Source organism: Psychrobacter sp. P11G3 (genome assembly GCF_001435845.1).
Taxonomy (GTDB): Bacteria; Pseudomonadota; Gammaproteobacteria; order Pseudomonadales; family Moraxellaceae; genus Psychrobacter.
Map to the genome: position 1 here is coordinate 2,552,980 of NZ_CM003596.1, position 16,631 is coordinate 2,569,610.

A 16,631-nucleotide genomic window follows, 5' to 3' on the forward strand; every position below is an offset into this window, starting at 1 on the left:
ATGACGACACACAATATGTTAATCGCCCCTGATTTTTCGCCTGATCGCTTTGCAGGCTGGCACATGTTCAACACCTTGATTCAAAAACGTGCCAACTTAAACATGCATCTCAATATTCCTGCCTCTCACGCTGAGCAAGAGCAGGTCATTAGTGCCGGTGACATTCAAATCATTTATGCCAACCCTTTTGATGCAGCCACTCTCATCCGAGAGCAAGGCTATCGAGCCATTGCCCGACCTATCGGCAAATCTGACGAGATGGTCATTGCAGCCGCAGCCAATAGCGCTATTAGCCGTTTGGAAGACATTCAAGCAGGGGCTACTGTCGCGATGGCCGACAACCGAGATGTCAAACTGATTGGTTTGCGCTTGCTAGAAGCCGTCGATATAGAAGCCTCTGATCTCAACTGGGATGTGACCGAGACTTATCAAGCGGCTGCCCGCAAAGTCATCAAAGGTGAAGCCCAAGTCGCATTTTTTTTGGCAGAGATTTTTCATAGCTTTTCACGTTTGACCAAGACTCAGCTATCGGTACTTATCGAAAGTGACTTGGCTGATATCAGTCATGTACTCCTTGTCAAAGAAGACTTTCCCGATGCGCCAATCTTCCTAGAAGCCATCCTCAGTTTGCACAACGATGACGATGGTAAAGAAGCATTAGCTGAACTTGGTATGCCTCAAGGATTTGAGCCGATGAGCGAAGAAGATGCCGAATTTATGATTGATTTAATGCAAACGTTATTGGACTAGTCGCTCGATCATTATATTGATATCAAGCGCTATTTTGCGAGATGAAGTCATCGCTTGTTGTACGACATCATTATAATTGAAGCCAGCACCGTCGTAATAATAGCGATGACAGGAGGGTATTACTATGTCTGATTCAGACCTGATCAAAGAAAATGAAAGAGTCGCGCATCGAGTATTTCGGTTTTACTCTCGTAAAGTATTTTTAGCTCCTAACAACCGTCACTTTCATGAGCAGCGTATCAATGCAGCGTTACTGTTGACGGAGAAAGAACCGTTACAAGGCGCTGTAGCGGACTTTTTTTATGGGTGCTGGTTTGATATCCCATACGATGTAAACAATCTGTTTACTCGTATCAAAGATCGTTTGTATCCTCATGTCCAGCAAGGCTTTCGCGATTGCATTGATAAGAAAAGATACATCCAGCGCAATAGTATGTTGGCCACTCGTTGGAGTGTGCTGATATCCCCTTCTCTCAATGAGCAAAAGCAACGGCTGCGTATCAGCAGCGACGATGCCCGAGAAATCGCTAAAGATATCACCACTGAGCTGATGCAAGCGCGTGAGGACGAAGACTGGGGTACAATTGAGCAAATCGAAAATGAGTTTTTTGTCCATTGTACTGCGCGCAATGATCGTCTCGCATTTTCGCTGGTATGGTTTCGCTTGGGTAGAAGTGACTGGCAGTTCGATGCGCGCTGGGACAACTGCCAACAACATCTCGATCAAACTATAGTCAAATCCATATAAATCCGCTACATCGTCATCCTCGCTAAGCATATTAATGTATAACTTACGCTCGGTTTCCTTGTATCGAAATTATTTGAATTCAAAGATATGAAAGCCTAATTCGTCACTTATTAATCACTTTTATCATAATGGTAGTTACTATGTCTTCTTACTTAAATGCTGATAAAACCTATCTTACTCTGACGCCAGCTGGTATTTTTGAGGCGTTTTCACAGAACGAACCGACTGATGAGCAGCTAGCATTACAGAATTTACTGTCTTATGATCAGACACTGCTCGCTGCTGACTGGCTTCAGCGTTATTCTGATGACTGGCTACAGAGTTTTATCGAACAAGGCTGGATTGAAAAGCTGTCGCTGTTTTTACCAGCGCCTAACTTACCATTGGACCAGTTTTTGCCTTATGTCGTGGCGAGCTTGTCTGGTAAACGCCGAGCCGCGATTGGCTCTGATGAAGGGTTTTGTTTAGCGCGAGTGGGCTATAGTCAAGAAGAAGCAGATATGCTCAGTGTCGCCGCCGCTGATTTTTCAGGATTTATGCTTCGCCAAAAGCAACGTGGATGGGCGGTAGAAAGCCAAGCCATCTCGTTCTTTCAGCAGGTTGACCTACTCATTCCTGAGACCAGCTTTGTATTTTTATGGATAGATAATGCAGGCTACGTCCTTATCATCGATGGTGAACCTTTGACCAATAGTCGTGCCTTTGTCGAGCTGGTATGGGCACTCAAAACCTCTGGATTGAGATTTCTTAACTAAGGAGGTTTCTTAACTGATTTAACTCGCTTAATTGATTCCACTGTATCGACTGATTTGATGCTCAAGCTCGATCTTTTACGCAAGCATAAGTAGTGCGCTTAGCTCAAATTAAGCGCACTACTTATGCTTATACGAAAATGTTCGTACCATTCTTATCTATATCACTCTCTGATATCAGCCAATTCTACGCAGCAATAACAATACTCTCAGAATTAACAATAACTTGTCAGAATTTAGGTCATACTCTCCTCACACGCTTAAGTATCTTCTTGCCACAACTTAAGTTGCCATAAATCTCTAATCATTCAAATATCTATACAGCTTCCAATATTTTAATTATCTTTTCCAATGTTGTACCCTACCGAAATCGGCAACCCCTGCCAAACCTTGCATTCTTGCTTGTTTTTTAGGACAGTTTATGACTTCGCTGACCACTGTGCGCGTGCGTTATCAAACGATTGAAATTGGCAACACCGACATTCATATTTGTACACTACGTGACAATCAACAATTTAGTGACCCTGATGACGAAGCGTTAAAACTTGGCATTTGCTCCGCTTCTTGGCCGATGTTTGGGGTGATATGGCCGTCAAGCTTGGTGCTGGCCAATCATATGCTTGATTACGATATTGCAGGCAAACGTATCTTGGAAGTTGGCTGTGGTATGGCGCTTTCTAGTCTGCTACTGAATCATAGACATGCGGACATTACAGCGACTGACTATCATCCAACGGTTGAGTATTTCCTTGATAGGAATACCACGCTGAATAATAACAAAGAGATTAATTTTGAGCGTTTAGATTGGGCAGAGGACAATAGCCATCTTGGTAAATTTGATATGATTATCGGCAGTGACTTGCTCTATGAAGACCAACACATTGATATATTGGCTGAGTTCATTGACCGTCATGCTATGCCGACTTGCGAAGTCATCGTGGTCGATCCTGGTCGCGGTCGTAAAAACAAACTAACCAATAAGATGACTGAGTTTGGCTTTAGTAGTAAGCATGTAAAACCTGAAAATACTACTTACCTAGACCTGCCTTTTAAAGGGCATATTTTGACGTTTTCGCGAGATAATATTAATCAAACAGAGTAAAAGCCAGCTATTAATGCAACTAGGTGAGCACAGTATCCTGCCATTGCTGCCGAGTGATTTTATATAGCACATGCTCAGCGAGCCGATGATTAGGATCAAGCATAGGGTGATAGAAATTTTCTTGTGTATTGGTCATACCAAGGCGCTCCATAACCAATTGTGAGCGCTTATTGATAACAGCCGTAAAGGCAACGACTTCATCTAGTCCTAATGTATCAAACGCAAAATTTAATGAAGCACTTGCCGCCTCAGTCGCATACCCTAATCCCCAATAGTCATTATGTAGCCGCCAAGCAATCTCAACAGCAGGAGAAAACGGCATATCGGCATGCGCATGATTTAACCCAACCATACCAATAAAAGCATCTGTCTCTTTTAGACTCACCGCCCAAAAACCCCACCCATTATCATCAATCAGCGACTGGCATTTTTTGGCGACAGTATTACTCATCGAAGTAGTTAATAGCTTAGGAAAGTATTCCATTACTTTAGGGTTAGCATTCATCTCAGCGAATGGCGCAAAGTCGCTCGCTTGCCATTGTCTAAGATACAGTCGTTCGGTTTCTATCATATTTATAATTTTATTCTCTCGCATTTCGTTGTTCAAAATGAATACTGTTCAAAATCAATTAAATTAATCAGGCTAGCTATCAAGCCAGCCCTGCCTTCTGGCAAATGCTAGCTGCTCGGGCGTATCAATATCGTAGCTAAGTTGGTCATTATCGACCTCACCTATTTGATCAGCAGGCAATTCTCTAATGAGGTAACGAAGCCCTTTATCTCCTGTCAATTCTGACTGCCACTGTCTCAGCAGTTTATAGTTAATTGCTAAAGGTAGACCTATAATATCAGACACCGTTTTATCTCGATTTTGATGTTTTTCTAAACGTTGCCAACTGTGATAGCGACTGGCCACTACCGTCTGCTTGCCCGCTAGCAAAGCTGTTAGGTGTGGCTTATCTAACAATACTTGATCGACTCCCATGATGAGCACTCGATCGATTGAAGTCGATTCAAGAGCAGCAATTTTTCCAATACCCAAACGTAAACTGTGCGCCATACCAGTATCAGCTTGTGAGTTCACCACTATTTGAACCGCTGGATATTGATTAGCCAACTCTGTCATCGTACTAGCAATCAAATGCTGATTATCAGGAATGACAACGACGATGTCTTGCGGATTGGTCGTTATTGCCAGTCGAGTCATATAAATAATCAACGGTTCGCCATTCTTGACAAGTAGCTGCTTGGGTTGACCGAGACGCTGACTGAGGCCACTTGCCAAGATAATAACCGCATGGTTTTGGCTCTGCTGTTCAGTACTTTCTGTATGTTCAGCACCTTCTGTAAATGCACTCTTGCTCATACGCCACTCTGGACAATATTGGCATCCGTATCATTACTCACCGCTGGGATATTTGAAACATTGTTATGTGAACCACTTACTGGAGCGTCTTGACTATGCATGACCGCATTAATCTCTGCCATGATGCCAAGCGCAAGTGCCTCAGGGCCATCTCCACCCAACTTATAACCAATCGGATAATGCAATTTATGAATGCCAGCTTCTAACATAGTAGGATTGCTAAGGTTTATGCTAATCTCATTAATTAAACGTTCGGTTCGATAGCGCGGCCCTAATTGTCCTAAGTATTTATAATTGTTTGAATGCTCGAGCAGTACAGCTAGGCGCGCGCGATCTTGACTCAAGCTGTGTGACATCAGGGCGACGGCTGCGTTATTACTGAGCTTAAGCAAAGTCTCACTGTCATCTAAAGATAGCGACATCACAACATCCGCTTGAGGAAACCGCATACGCGTCGCATATTGCGCGCGGCTATCTATAACTGTCACATGCCAATCTTGTAGCTTGGCCATGGTCACCAGTGGCATCACGTCATTACCTGCGCCGCAAATCAATAGACGCAATTGTGGTTGCAGGCGCTGCACAAGCCACTCTGTTGTTACCTCGCCGTTTTCTACCGTCACATATTCGGTATTTTTATCAAACAGCTTATATTCTGCTAATTCTTCTATAGTATTGGCAAGTATGCTTGAAAACGCTGTTTTCCCTAGTGCAGAAACACTTCCCAAACTGCGGTGTTCATCTAAATTAATCCGCATCCCGATTTGTAAGTTATCACTGTTTTGCGATATAGAGTCTTGATGCTGATAGTCGTCAGCACGAATTAAAGTCGCTACAGTAATTGGCTGCTGAGTACGTCGAACATTACGGATTGTCTCTAGCAGTGGCGTTGCTGTCGTTAGTCGCTCAAATAATACATGCACTCGCCCATTACAGCCTAATCCAAAATTTAGCTCATCAAAGTCCGCTTCATCTAAACCGCCATCTAAACCGTTATCTGGCTCATCATATATATCAGACTTAGTTTCCCTCGCGCCTGCTTGCGCTTGGCCATCGTCAGCATATTTAATGTCATCACCCGTCTGATAAACTTGCACATTGGCACCGTTACGAGTAAGCCAAAAGGCACGTTTGATAATGTGCGGCTCCAAGCAACCACCACTAATCATTCCAACTGAACGACCATCCTCACAGATGAGCATCATCGCGCCAGCACGGCGATATGCTGAGCCTTCAGTACGTACGACCGTTGCCAATACAGCATCAATACCCTGTTGCTTAGCTTTGATTGCCAGCTTAAGAATGTCAGCGACCTGATTCATAACGCCTCTTATTTGGTAGTTATTTTCTTGATAATGACGAAATATACTGCTGATTGAGTTATAAAAACCCGCTCATTAAGCGGGTTCCTGTCGTACATATGGCTCAAAAAATTACTCTGGCATCTCATAAAGCAATTTATCGAGAGTAATCGGAAAATCATAAACACGTACGCCGACGGCATTGTATACAGCGTTAGCAATCGCGGCGGCAGCACCGGCAATAGCCGTCTCACCAATACCTTTGATATGCATCGGGTTGGTATAAGGATCATCCTCTTCAACCAATATCACATCTAGCTGTGGTACGTCGGCATTGACTGGCACATGGTACTCAGCGAGGTCATGGTTACATAGACGACCGTCACGTTTGTCGTGGATGACCTCTTCCATCAACGCTGAACCAATACCGAATACCATGCCGCCATAGCATTGCGAAGTCGCTGTCTTATGGTTAAGAATACGACCTGCAGCAAATGCACCCGTCATGCGTTTTACTCGAATCTCACCAGTGACCTTATGCACGGCCACTTCAGCGAAGTTTGCACCAAAAGAAGATTGACGATACTTTTTACCATTTTTACCTGGCTTTATCTGTCCTTTAGCACTGACTTTTTGCTCATCATATCCTGCGACCACGTCAGCAAGCGCATATGATTCTGTATTGTCAAAATCATATTTTTCTGATTCTGACTGTTCTTCTAATACATTCTCTGAAAATGAGACTCCGGTCGTTTCAGATATTTTATCAATAGTGCTATCAGCAAACGCTTGACCGTTCTCTTTGGCTGCCTCTATCGCTGTTAAGTCGTGCTTGCCTACTTGCTTAATTTGACCATTATCTAGCTGAATCGTATCAGGATACAGGCCGACTTTTGCTGCTAACATCTCACGCAACTGCTCACAAGCGAGGTAGACACCACTACCTGCACTTGCAGCGCCCCAACTACCACCTGAACCTGATGCAGGCGGCAGGGCACTATCGCCTAATTTCATCTCGATATGGTCAATAGGTAGTCCTAACAGGTCTGCAGCTACCTGAGAGAATACAGTGTAAGACCCTGTACCGATATCCGTCATATCTGTCTCAATAACTGCTTTAACACCAAGCGCTTTTGACTTATCGATTTGCAGCGTTGCACGAGCTTCAGAAGACTGTAATTGATTACCACGTGCGGCAGCAGCCATGCCCGTTCCTATCCACCAGTCGCCTTCTAATTGACTGGCAGGCTTTGTGTTACGCTGACTCCAACCAAACTGCTCAGCACCTTGCTCCATACAGGCAATCAGCTGGCGCGTCGAAAACGGAATGTCTTTACTAGGGTCTTTTTCGGGTTCATTACGGCGACGTAGCTCTATAGGATCAAGGTCCAATTGCGCAGCCAATTCATCCATTGCACATTCAACGGCAATCATACCGACCGCTTCACCAGGTGCACGCATCGAGCCTGACAATACTTGGTTCATGTCGACCATTTCATAGTTTACACGGCGGTTTTTACCACTGTATAGATAGTGCGTAGACAAGGCAGTTGGCTCAAAGAATGCTTCGTCTGGCAAATTACTAGAAATGGTATCGTGAATCAACGTATCGATAACGCCATCCTTGTCACAGCCGATTGCAATGCGCTGACGAGTGTTTGAGCGTCTGACTGTCGCTTCCATCACTTGTGGACGAGTCATGGTAATCAATATTGGACGACCAAGCTCTTTTGACGCAATAGCAGCGGCAATAGACTCAGGCGCAATACCGAGCTTGCTACCAAACCCGCCACCGACATAGTGCGCGATCAGCTGAACTTGATCTTTGTTTAAGTCTAGCGCGTCCATCACTTGCTGCTTACAAGACGCAAGCATTTGATTTGCCGTATAAAGAACGAGCTTATCGCCTTCCCAATGTGCCAATGTCGCATGTGGCTCCATCGCCGAGCTGTTTTGACTTGGCGTATGATAGAAGCGATCAAGTGTTACTTCAGCATCAGTCAATCCTTGCTCAGGATCACCTTGGACGTAATTTTTATCAGAGCCTTTTTTCTCATCGACTGCATGGGCGTTGGACAACTCTTTGGTAAAATTCAATGCCGCCTGATCAGTCTCATCTTTATAAGTGACTTTAAGCGCGTTCGCCCCTTCTGTTGCTGCCTCAAAGGTTTCAGCGATGACCACCGCAATAGGCTGACCATGATAAAAAACCTCAGTCGCTCCCTGCTTCGGTGCTTTTTTTAACCCGCCTTGCTGAGAGTTACGCAAGAAGTGCTTAGGGTCTGTCACGACCTTGATAATATTAGGAATGCCATCTAAAGAACTGCTATCGATATTTTCGACTTGTCCTTTGGCAATGGTCGCACCGACCAGGACACCGTACGCTTTATTGTCTAAATGGATTTCGGCACTATAATGCGCTTGACCACTAACCTTTAGCGAGCCGTCAACACGGTTAATTGGCTTACCAACCAGTTTACTCGCTGTTGTGCTAAATAAAGACTCAACAGGTTCATCCATGGTCATTTTTTTGGTCGGTTCTGACTGAGTGATTGATTCAAATAATGACATGATTATGCTCCCTCGCCCGCTAGTGCGCGCTGAATGACTTGTTTTAGTAGGCGACGCGTCAACGGTATCTTAAAGTCATTTTGACCATTACCTTTGGCATCATTCAATAACAGATCGGCAGCTTGCGCGATAACATCATTATTGCCATCAGTACCCATTAACAACGTTTCAACTTCCTCGTTACGCCATGGCTCCGTACCGATACCACCAAATGCCAATCGTACCGTTTTCAGATTGCCACTATCATCAGCGTCTATCACTGCGGCACAGGACACGAGCGCAAACGCATATGAGGCGCGATCTCGCACTTTGTCATAAGTATGCATACCTTTGACAGGTGCAGGTAATACAACGTGAGTAATCAGCTCACCTGCTTCCAATACGTTTTCAATATGCGGCGTATCTTTTGGTAAGCAATAAAAGTCTTTCACATTGATAGAACGAGTCGAACCATCCGCTTTAACTGTTTCGATAGTGGCATCCAGTAAGCGCATGGCCACTGCCATATCAGATGGATGCTGCGCAATACAGGCATCGCTCGTACCTAAAATAGCTAGCGTACGGTTCTCACCATTGATAGCAGGACAACCTGTGCCCGGTTCACGCTTGTTGCAGGCGCTATCTGTCTGGTAAAAATAATAACAACGAGTACGCTGCAAGAAATTACCGCCAGTCGTTGCTTTATTACGCAGCTGGCCAGTCGCTCCTGCCAAAATCGCTCGGGATAATACTGGGTAATTGGCAATAACCTCAGGATGCGCTGCCAAATCGCTATTGGTCACAAGCGTACCGATGCGCAAACCTCCGTCGGCAGTGGTTTCAACTTGCTCTAATTCTAAACGAGTAATATCGACCAATTTAATTGGGGTCTCAATCTCCAATTTCATCAAGTCTAATAAGTTGGTACCGCCTGCGATAAAAGACGCATCCTCAGTACTGGCAGATATTGCCGCTTGCTCTGGTGCATCAGCACGGCTATATTCAAAGCGTTTCATGAGCGGCCTCCTGTTGTAGCAGTTGCTGTCTTGTTATTCGATGAGGCCTTACCAAGTTGCGCCTCGCTCGGTGGCGGTGACCAGATGCCTGTCACACTTGAGTTTTGCACTGCGTTGTCTGTTGTTTGAGTACTAGACTCTGATACTTGACTATCTGATACCTGACTCTCAAGCACTTGTGAAATGGCTTTGATAATATTTGGATAAGCTGAGCAGCGGCAGATGTTACCGCTCATGCGCTCAGCAATTTCTTGTACAAGGCGACCATCAGGATTTTTTAAGTCGGTGCTCACATGGCTTGGCCAATTTTGTTTCACTTCTTCTATCAATGCGGTCGCTGAACAAATCTGACCAGGCGTGCAATATCCGCACTGAAAAGCGTCATTGTCTTTAAACGCTTGCTGCAATGCCGACAGTGATTCTGGCATTCCGATACCTTCAATTGTTGTGATGTCATCACCATCATGCATAACGGCGAGCGTCAGACAAGAATTAACCCGTCGTCCATTGATGAGCATTGTACATGCCCCGCATTGACCGTGGTCGCAGCCTTTTTTAGGTCCGGTGATTTGTAAATGCTGACGACAGACGTCGAGCAGTGTCGTACGGGCGTCAAGATTCTCGAGCTGATAATCCTGCTTATTGATTGTTAACGTCAAAGTAGACATGCTGGCTTCTCGCTGGCAGATGAATATAATGGGGTGATGAAAACGCCTCGTAAATACAGCGTCAATAAATTTATTATGACGGATGAAAACGGTTGTTTTGTTTTTACTTTGTAGTGATTGCAGTGTAGTTTTTAATCCAAGACAGTCTCTGAAAGTTAGCGCTACCAATAGCTATAGGGTAATTGATAATCGTTTACATTATTAAGCCTCACCACTTTCCTTTAGCTAATAACCACCAAACTTAACCCGTAAATTCTTCAAGACCATTTCTATAGTTTGACTATAACTTGGCATAGTCACTTATCAAATCAAACCTCTTCACCAGTACAGTAGATAAGTTTTTAATGTAAAAAAGCCCAACAGACAAATGTCTGTGGGGCTTTTTTATAAACGCTTTAAATATAGTAACCATGCATTAGAACTTACTAAAGCAGCTATTTTCTTAGCAATTACCTAATTAGGCTTTCGTGATAATCGTCTCTTCATCAAACCGTGATTTTGGCAGATCAGCGTTAAAGTCATCTTTACTACGATAACCAAGCGATACGACTGCCACAGCGGTATAGCCTTTACTACGTAAATCAAACTCTTCATCAAGTGCTTTTAAGTCTGCCCCTTCCATCGGAACCGCATCAATACCTAAGGTTGCTGCTCCTAGTAGCAAAGCGCCCATATTAAGATACAACTGCTCTATCAACCAATGTGGCTCGTCCTTTTGCTCATAACGGCGAATGTCCAAAAACATTTTACGCGTCTGATGCATTTGCTCTTTAAATTTTGGCTCTGCAAAACGACCATCTGCCTCTTCTTTTTCTAGTATGTCATTCAAAAACTCATCATCTGCATAGACACGGCTACAGAATACAATGACGTGCGAGGCACCTTTTACTTTGGCATCGTTGAACTCGTACATGCCCTCCGTGCCTTTTGCGATTCGGGCTTTACCAGCTTCATCATCAGCAATGACAAAATGCCAAGGCTGAATGTTGGTACTCGAAGGACTGAGGCGCAAAATATCCTTTAGACTTTGGAAATCTTCTACTGAGATTTTCTTATTGGTATCAAACTCTTTTGTGCTGTAGCGCCAGTTCATTGCTTCAGTGATACTTTTCATCGATGACTCCATTATTGATATTAGTTTTTTATTCTTGCTTAGAATTTTTCTTCTTCGATTGCCATTTAACTAAGCCACTTTAAATAAAAAGCTATTTTATGACCATGCCTGCTTGGTTAAGTATTCGTAGGTTTTGTTATGACTGAGTCAGCGTATTGCAAAAACGCCTACTTTCTTATTAGTAATAGTTACAATTACGCTACCGAATTGGCGACGCCGACTGCGCAGACTACATTGTAATCACTTAGTCATTCTCTTAGTATGAACTGACTTGATATATGGTAACTAGTTATAGTTGTCTGATAACTAGGTATATCTGCTTGATTCCAACTGATATGCCTCTATCTATACATCTCAAATAAAACATACATAATAATACCCGCGAGGAAATATGAGCACATCAGAAAAACCACTCCGAATAGATATCGTGTCAGACGTCGTCTGTCCTTGGTGCGTTATCGGTTATCGCCAATTAGCAGCAGCACTTGAGCAAACCAATACCGCTCACACTATCCACTGGCATCCGTTTGAGCTAAACCCAAATATGCCAAGCGAAGGTCAAAACCTACGTGAGCACATCATCGAGAAGTACGGCTCTACTAAGCAAGAATCAGATGCTAGCCGAGTCAGAATGACTGAAGCTGGACAGGAAGTTGGCTTTGAATTTAATTTCAATGATGACACACGTATGCATAACACATTTAATTTGCATCAGCTGCTACATTTCGCTGATCAGCAAGGCCGCATGCATGAGCTAAAGCAAGCCTTGTTTGCTGCGCATTTCACCAATAACAGAGATATCTCAGATATCAATGTGCTTGCCGATATTGCAGCAGAGACTGGGCTTGATCGTAGTGAGTCATTAGCAGTGTTGGAAGGTCAATTCTTTGCAAAAGAAGTACGAGCAGAAGAGCAGCATTGGCAACAGCAAGGCATCCAAAGTGTACCAGCGATTATCTTTAATGAGCGTCATCTGGTCAGCGGTGCTCAAGGGGTCGAGAACTATATCAGTATCTTAGAGCAATTGGCCAACATGACTGAGTAAACCATACGACGTTATAAAAATGTCATTCTATAAAAGGATACTTTATGTCTTCTGAACGCTTTCCCTCGATTATTGTGTTCGACGTCAATGAAACATTGCTCGATATCGACACGCTAACGCCTTTATTCATGCGCGTCTTTGGTAAGCAAAGAGTGCTGAGAGAATGGTTCGCTCAGCTAGTACTGTACTCGCAAACTATGACGTTGTCCGGCCTCTATACGCCTTTTGGCGAGCTTGGGGTTGGTGCATTGCAAATGGTTGCTAACATCAGACAAGTTACTTTGACAGACGACGATATCAATGAGTTTAAAGAAAGAATGAGTGCATTACCTGCCCATCCTGATGCTGCACCAGCACTGACTCGTTTGCGTGATGCAGGGTTTCGACTGGTCACGCTGACCAATTCAGCAAGCAGTGCGTCCCCAACGCCGTTAGAAAAAGCAGGACTCAGTCAATTCTTTGAGCAGCACTTTAGCATTGAGACTGTTGGCAAATTCAAGCCAGCACCTGATACTTATCAATTGGTGGCTGATACGCTAGCTGTTGATACGTCAGATTTATGCCTTGTCGCCTGTCATCTCTGGGATACTATAGGCGCACAAGCGGCTGGTTGTCGCGGTGCATTTTTGACCCGTCCCTATAATGCGATGCTGAACGCGCCCAACGTACCAGTTCCAGATTTGACCGCATCAGATTTATCGACACTAGCGGATCAAATCATTAGCAAAAAGAGTGCTTGATACATTTAACCTTTAAGCTATGTGTGAAAATAATATTAAAAAAAGGCTGCCTCAATATTGAAGCAGCCTTTTTATTTTGGATACAGTATTTCTAAGACAATAACGTCGTTGCTGTCTTTGTTGATTACTCTGAGAAGTGTACAACCGTACGGATACTTTCGCCTTTGTGCATCAAGTCAAACGCTTCGTTGACGTCTTCTATTGGCATCGTATGAGTGATGAAGTCCTGTAAAGGAATCTCGCCTGCTAGATAGCGCTCGACATAACCTGGTAGTTCTGTGCGACCTTTTACACCGCCAAATGCTGAGCCTTTCCAGACTCGACCAGTCACTAACTGGAATGGACGGGTTGAAATTTCTTGTCCAGCGCCAGCGACACCGATGATGACCGACTCGCCCCAACCTTTATGGCAGCACTCTAGCGCTGAACGCATGACATCGACATTACCGATACATTCAAACGAATAATCAACACCGCCATCGGTTAGCTCAACGATAACTTCTTGAATTGGTTTGTCGTAATCTTTCGGGTTAATACAGTCGGTTGCCCCTAGCTTTTTGGCCAGCTCAAACTTGCTTTCATTAATATCAATCGCGATGATACGGCTGGCTTTTGCCATGGCAGCACCGATGACCGCTGACAGACCAATACCGCCCAGACCAAAGATAGCCACTGTAGCGCCCTCTTCGACTTTTGCCGTATTCATGACTGCGCCCATGCCAGTAGTTACGCCGCAACCAAGCAAGCAGACTTCTTCTAATGGCGCTTCTTTATTGACTTTAGCCAAAGAAATCTCTGGTAAAACCGTGTACTCAGAGAAAGTTGAGCAACCCATATAATGGTAGATAGGTTCGCCATCTTTATAGAAACGTGTGGTGCCATCTGGCATCAAGCCTTTGCCTTGAGTCTCGCGTACTGCCGAGCAAAGATTGGTTTTACCTGAGCGGCACATTTTACAAACGCCGCATTCTGCCGTGTACAACGGAATGACATGATCGCCGACCTGAACGCTGGTCACGCCTTCGCCAACTTGTTCAACGATACCGCCGCCTTCATGGCCCAAGATCGCAGGGAACACGCCTTCTGGATCTTCACCAGATAAGGTAAAAGCATCTGTGTGACAGACACCACTGGCGACGATTTTTACCAATACTTCGCCTTTGCGCGGTAGCATGACGTCCACTTCTTCGATAGATAGTGGCTGCTTTGGACCCCACGCGATGGCGGCTTTTGATTTAATAAATTTATCTGACATAAAAATCTCTCTTTTTAATTGATTGTTATTTATGGGTGACGACACAACAGTTGCGTTATAAGTGCAATACATTCTGGTAACTTGCTAACACATTTTATGGATTTTAGCGGTCACTATATCTACAGTTAAAACGAATAAAGATAGACTGAGCTTATCTTGCCTGCCCTCTATAGGCAAGCATCGATGACAGTAAAACACCATCTGTTTACATTGATACTAACCATTATATTTATTTCTGAGCGGATAACAATATGCTATATTTGCAAATATCTTTTACATATTGGTAATAATCATGCGTTGGGAAGGAATTAGTGAGTTTGTCTATATCGCAGAATATGAGAGCTTTACACGTGGTGCAAAAGAGCTGGGTATCTCGACGGCACAAGTCAGCCGTCAAATCAGCGCGTTAGAAAAACGCTTAAATATAAAGCTGCTATATCGAACCACACGCAAGGTTTCACTCACCGAAGAAGGCCGTGTATTCTATCAGCATTGCCGCAGTGTGCTCGATGGCTTGGATGCCGCTGAGCAAGCCGTAAGCAACTTACAATCAAAGCCTCAAGGCAGGATAAAACTAACAGCGCCCGTTACTTATGGTGAGCAGCAGTTATTACCACTCATCAATGATTTTATGATGCAGTATCACGATATCGAAGTGACTGCCTTTTTGAGCAATCAGAAAATTGATTTGATTGAAGGGGGTTATGATTTGGCGATTCGTATTGGTAAATTGCATGACTCGACGATGATGGCAAAGAAACTTAGCCTGCGTACTAACTTTGTCTGCGCGGCGCCCTCTTATCTCAAAAAACATGGTATACCACACCATCTAAGTGATTTAAGTCAACATAACTGCCTATTGGGTACTCGTGACTACTGGCACTTTATAGATACTGCTAAAGTAAAAGAGAACAGTAATACTCATGGTAAGACGGACAACCAACAAGCAAGTATAGAGCGGAACCTGCGTGTCTCTGGTACGGTGCAATATAACAGCGGCTATAGTCTGGTCGATGCTGCACTAAAAGGGCTGGGTATCGTACAGCTGCCTGATTATTATGTGCAAAAGTATTTAGCGTCCGGCGAGTTGGTCAGTTTACTTGATGACTATAGAGAGCCCGAAGAAAGCATTTGGGCCATTTATCCACATAACCGTCATTTATCACCAAAAATTAGGCTGCTCGTAGATTATTTGGCAGAACATTTGGTTTAACGTTCTGTTAAGACGTATTGCAATCACAAACCTGATTACGCACAATGAATATTCGATGTTGCTCATTATAGTTAGGACTGACCATACTACAGATAACTTAAAGGTGTCATTATGATTAAAATCGTCTCTATCGCTGCACTAGCAGTAGCCGTTTCTTCTTGTGCCAGTATCGATACGCTGCTGAATAAAACCAATAGCACCGGTGCTATGAAAGACACCATAACCTCTATCAATGCTGAAAAAGGCTTGGTAACTTTACAGAGCAATCACTCCGTCCAAGATACCGCAGACAAACTGGTCTCAGTGATCGAAAGCAAGGGTATGAAAGTATTTGCGCGAGTCGATCATCAGAAAAATGCACAGAGTGCCGACTTATCATTGAGACCAACGCAAGTCGTTATGTTTGGTAACCCTAAAGCAGGTACGCCATTAATGAACTGTGAGCAGACCGTTGCCATTGATTTACCACAAAAAATCTTGATTAGCGAAGATGCCGATAAAAAAGTATGGCTGTCATACAACAACCCTGACTACCTCAAGACACGCCACAATATCAAAGGTTGTGATACTGAGATTGCTAATATCTCAAAAGCACTTAACGCTATCAGTACTGCAGCCACAGCAAAATAATGTGCTCAGTATAGTTGAATAAATATACATTCGAGTAGATAAGTGAACAGACAATTGAAACATTACTTATTTACTTGAAAATCCCTCATATCAAGAATGACTAGATTGCTCTATCTGGTCATTCAACTCTACTTTTAATTTCTTTGCGCACTCGATAATCTTTTTTCTATCGGCAGGAATAGCACCTTGGGCAATAGCGATTTCACGCATTTGAACCGTGATGTCATAGTGAGGATAGCTGGCGTTACGATGAAATAGTCGCGCATCTACATCAATAAATGCCGCAAAGTCATGCAGCTCTTGCAAGCTATCCGCCAGCATATGACACCACTTATGGCCTTTGAATTTTATCTGCACAAAATCTACATATATCGCCATATA

17 protein-coding genes are annotated in these 16,631 nt (G+C 43.8%); 8 read left to right on the forward strand and 9 right to left on the reverse strand.

The genetic code is table 11. From position 1 onward, the window contains the following. The 4 genes from AK824_RS10260 (at position 1) to AK824_RS10275 (ending at position 3,352) form a co-directional block, all read left to right on the forward strand. Entirely contained in the window at positions 1–750 is a 750-nt protein-coding gene (locus AK824_RS10260) for a PhnD/SsuA/transferrin family substrate-binding protein (RefSeq protein WP_057761266.1), read from the forward strand. Positions 751–874: 124 nt separating this feature from the next. Next, a complete protein-coding gene (locus AK824_RS10265) occupies positions 875–1,498 on the forward strand; it encodes a hypothetical protein (RefSeq protein ID WP_057761268.1) in 624 nt (207 codons plus the stop codon). A 140-nt stretch (positions 1,499–1,638) separates the two neighbouring features. Continuing rightward, complete coding sequence (locus tag AK824_RS10270) at positions 1,639–2,253, forward strand: hypothetical protein (RefSeq protein WP_057761270.1); 615 nt, start codon at positions 1,639–1,641, stop codon at positions 2,251–2,253. 418 nt (positions 2,254–2,671) lie between these two features. Continuing rightward, positions 2,672–3,352 carry a class I SAM-dependent methyltransferase gene (locus AK824_RS10275; protein ID WP_057761272.1) on the forward strand — a complete coding sequence of 227 codons (681 nt, stop codon included), beginning with the start codon at positions 2,672–2,674 and terminating at the stop codon, positions 3,350–3,352. Between the two features lie 19 nt (positions 3,353–3,371). On the opposite strand, the gene AK824_RS10280 is transcribed toward AK824_RS10275, so the two are convergent. From AK824_RS10280 to AK824_RS10310, 7 genes are all read right to left on the reverse strand, one after another. Next, positions 3,372–3,923, reverse strand: a complete 552-nt coding sequence (locus tag AK824_RS10280; RefSeq protein ID WP_057762594.1) for a GNAT family N-acetyltransferase — start codon at positions 3,921–3,923, stop codon at positions 3,372–3,374. A 72-nt stretch (positions 3,924–3,995) separates the two neighbouring features. Next, positions 3,996–4,718, reverse strand: a complete 723-nt coding sequence (locus AK824_RS10285) for a nucleotidyltransferase family protein (protein ID WP_057761274.1) — start codon at positions 4,716–4,718, stop codon at positions 3,996–3,998. Then, positions 4,715–6,040, reverse strand: coding sequence for an XdhC family protein (locus tag AK824_RS10290; protein WP_057761276.1), 1,326 nt, complete (start codon positions 6,038–6,040; stop codon positions 4,715–4,717). The genes AK824_RS10285 and AK824_RS10290 overlap by 4 nt, the downstream gene beginning before the upstream one ends. A 111-nt stretch (positions 6,041–6,151) precedes the next feature. Beyond that, complete coding sequence (locus AK824_RS10295) at positions 6,152–8,590, reverse strand: xanthine dehydrogenase family protein molybdopterin-binding subunit (RefSeq protein ID WP_057761278.1); 2,439 nt, start codon at positions 8,588–8,590, stop codon at positions 6,152–6,154. A gap of 2 nt (positions 8,591–8,592) precedes the next feature. Beyond that, the gene (locus AK824_RS10300; RefSeq protein ID WP_057761279.1) at positions 8,593–9,585 is read right to left on the reverse strand and encodes an FAD binding domain-containing protein; all 993 of its coding nucleotides are present in this window, start codon (positions 9,583–9,585) and stop codon (positions 8,593–8,595) included. Further along, complete coding sequence (locus AK824_RS10305; RefSeq protein WP_057761282.1) at positions 9,582–10,253, reverse strand: 2Fe-2S iron-sulfur cluster-binding protein; 672 nt, start codon at positions 10,251–10,253, stop codon at positions 9,582–9,584. Before AK824_RS10305 ends, AK824_RS10300 begins: the two co-directional genes overlap by 4 nt. A gap of 457 nt (positions 10,254–10,710) precedes the next feature. Next, positions 10,711–11,367, reverse strand: coding sequence for an oxygen-insensitive NAD(P)H nitroreductase (locus AK824_RS10310; RefSeq protein WP_057761284.1), 657 nt, complete (start codon positions 11,365–11,367; stop codon positions 10,711–10,713). Between the two features lie 391 nt (positions 11,368–11,758). On the opposite strand from AK824_RS10310, the gene AK824_RS10315 reads away from it, so the two are divergent. Beyond that, positions 11,759–12,412, forward strand: coding sequence for a DsbA family oxidoreductase (locus tag AK824_RS10315; protein WP_057761286.1), 654 nt, complete (start codon positions 11,759–11,761; stop codon positions 12,410–12,412). A 44-nt stretch (positions 12,413–12,456) separates the two neighbouring features. Continuing rightward, a complete protein-coding gene (locus AK824_RS10320) occupies positions 12,457–13,152 on the forward strand; it encodes a haloacid dehalogenase type II (protein WP_057761288.1) in 696 nt (231 codons plus the stop codon). Between the two features lie 124 nt (positions 13,153–13,276). Here the strand turns inward: AK824_RS10320 and AK824_RS10325 are convergent, their stop codons facing one another. Next, a complete protein-coding gene (locus AK824_RS10325) occupies positions 13,277–14,407 on the reverse strand; it encodes an S-(hydroxymethyl)glutathione dehydrogenase/class III alcohol dehydrogenase (RefSeq protein ID WP_057761290.1) in 1,131 nt (376 codons plus the stop codon). Positions 14,408–14,699: 292 nt separating this feature from the next. Between AK824_RS10325 and AK824_RS10330 the strand changes: the two genes are divergently transcribed. Further along, positions 14,700–15,620, forward strand: coding sequence for a LysR family transcriptional regulator (locus AK824_RS10330; RefSeq protein WP_057761292.1), 921 nt, complete (start codon positions 14,700–14,702; stop codon positions 15,618–15,620). Positions 15,621–15,731: 111 nt separating this feature from the next. After that, the gene (locus AK824_RS10335) at positions 15,732–16,250 is read left to right on the forward strand and encodes a DUF302 domain-containing protein (protein WP_057761294.1); all 519 of its coding nucleotides are present in this window, start codon (positions 15,732–15,734) and stop codon (positions 16,248–16,250) included. 90 nt (positions 16,251–16,340) lie between these two features. Here the strand turns inward: AK824_RS10335 and AK824_RS10340 are convergent, their stop codons facing one another. Next, positions 16,341–16,628, reverse strand: a complete 288-nt coding sequence (locus AK824_RS10340) for a DUF4031 domain-containing protein (protein ID WP_057761296.1) — start codon at positions 16,626–16,628, stop codon at positions 16,341–16,343. Between the last annotated feature and the right edge of the window lie 3 nt (positions 16,629–16,631).

What these genes read in the sequence shown, in the direction of transcription:
- AK824_RS10315 (WP_057761286.1), top strand. Translation starts at nt 11,759, where the DNA reads ATGAGCACATCAGAAAAACCACTCCGAATAGATATCGTGTCAGACGTC.
- AK824_RS10320 (WP_057761288.1), top strand. Translation starts at nt 12,457, where the DNA reads ATGTCTTCTGAACGCTTTCCCTCGATTATTGTGTTCGACGTCAATGAA.
- AK824_RS10265 (WP_057761268.1), top strand. Translation starts at nt 875, where the DNA reads ATGTCTGATTCAGACCTGATCAAAGAAAATGAAAGAGTCGCGCATCGA.
- AK824_RS10275 (WP_057761272.1), top strand. Translation starts at nt 2,672, where the DNA reads ATGACTTCGCTGACCACTGTGCGCGTGCGTTATCAAACGATTGAAATT.
- AK824_RS10260 (WP_057761266.1), top strand. Translation starts at nt 1, where the DNA reads ATGACGACACACAATATGTTAATCGCCCCTGATTTTTCGCCTGATCGC.
- AK824_RS10290 (WP_057761276.1), bottom strand. Translation starts at nt 6,040, where the DNA reads ATGAATCAGGTCGCTGACATTCTTAAGCTGGCAATCAAAGCTAAGCAA.
- AK824_RS10330 (WP_057761292.1), top strand. Translation starts at nt 14,700, where the DNA reads ATGCGTTGGGAAGGAATTAGTGAGTTTGTCTATATCGCAGAATATGAG.
- AK824_RS10310 (WP_057761284.1), bottom strand. Translation starts at nt 11,367, where the DNA reads ATGAAAAGTATCACTGAAGCAATGAACTGGCGCTACAGCACAAAAGAG.
- AK824_RS10300 (WP_057761279.1), bottom strand. Translation starts at nt 9,585, where the DNA reads ATGAAACGCTTTGAATATAGCCGTGCTGATGCACCAGAGCAAGCGGCA.
- AK824_RS10335 (WP_057761294.1), top strand. Translation starts at nt 15,732, where the DNA reads ATGATTAAAATCGTCTCTATCGCTGCACTAGCAGTAGCCGTTTCTTCT.
- AK824_RS10340 (WP_057761296.1), bottom strand. Translation starts at nt 16,628, where the DNA reads ATGGCGATATATGTAGATTTTGTGCAGATAAAATTCAAAGGCCATAAG.
- AK824_RS10305 (WP_057761282.1), bottom strand. Translation starts at nt 10,253, where the DNA reads ATGTCTACTTTGACGTTAACAATCAATAAGCAGGATTATCAGCTCGAG.
- AK824_RS10325 (WP_057761290.1), bottom strand. Translation starts at nt 14,407, where the DNA reads ATGTCAGATAAATTTATTAAATCAAAAGCCGCCATCGCGTGGGGTCCA.
- AK824_RS10285 (WP_057761274.1), bottom strand. Translation starts at nt 4,718, where the DNA reads ATGAGCAAGAGTGCATTTACAGAAGGTGCTGAACATACAGAAAGTACT.
- AK824_RS10280 (WP_057762594.1), bottom strand. Translation starts at nt 3,923, where the DNA reads ATGATAGAAACCGAACGACTGTATCTTAGACAATGGCAAGCGAGCGAC.
- AK824_RS10295 (WP_057761278.1), bottom strand. Translation starts at nt 8,590, where the DNA reads ATGTCATTATTTGAATCAATCACTCAGTCAGAACCGACCAAAAAAATG.
- AK824_RS10270 (WP_057761270.1), top strand. Translation starts at nt 1,639, where the DNA reads ATGTCTTCTTACTTAAATGCTGATAAAACCTATCTTACTCTGACGCCA.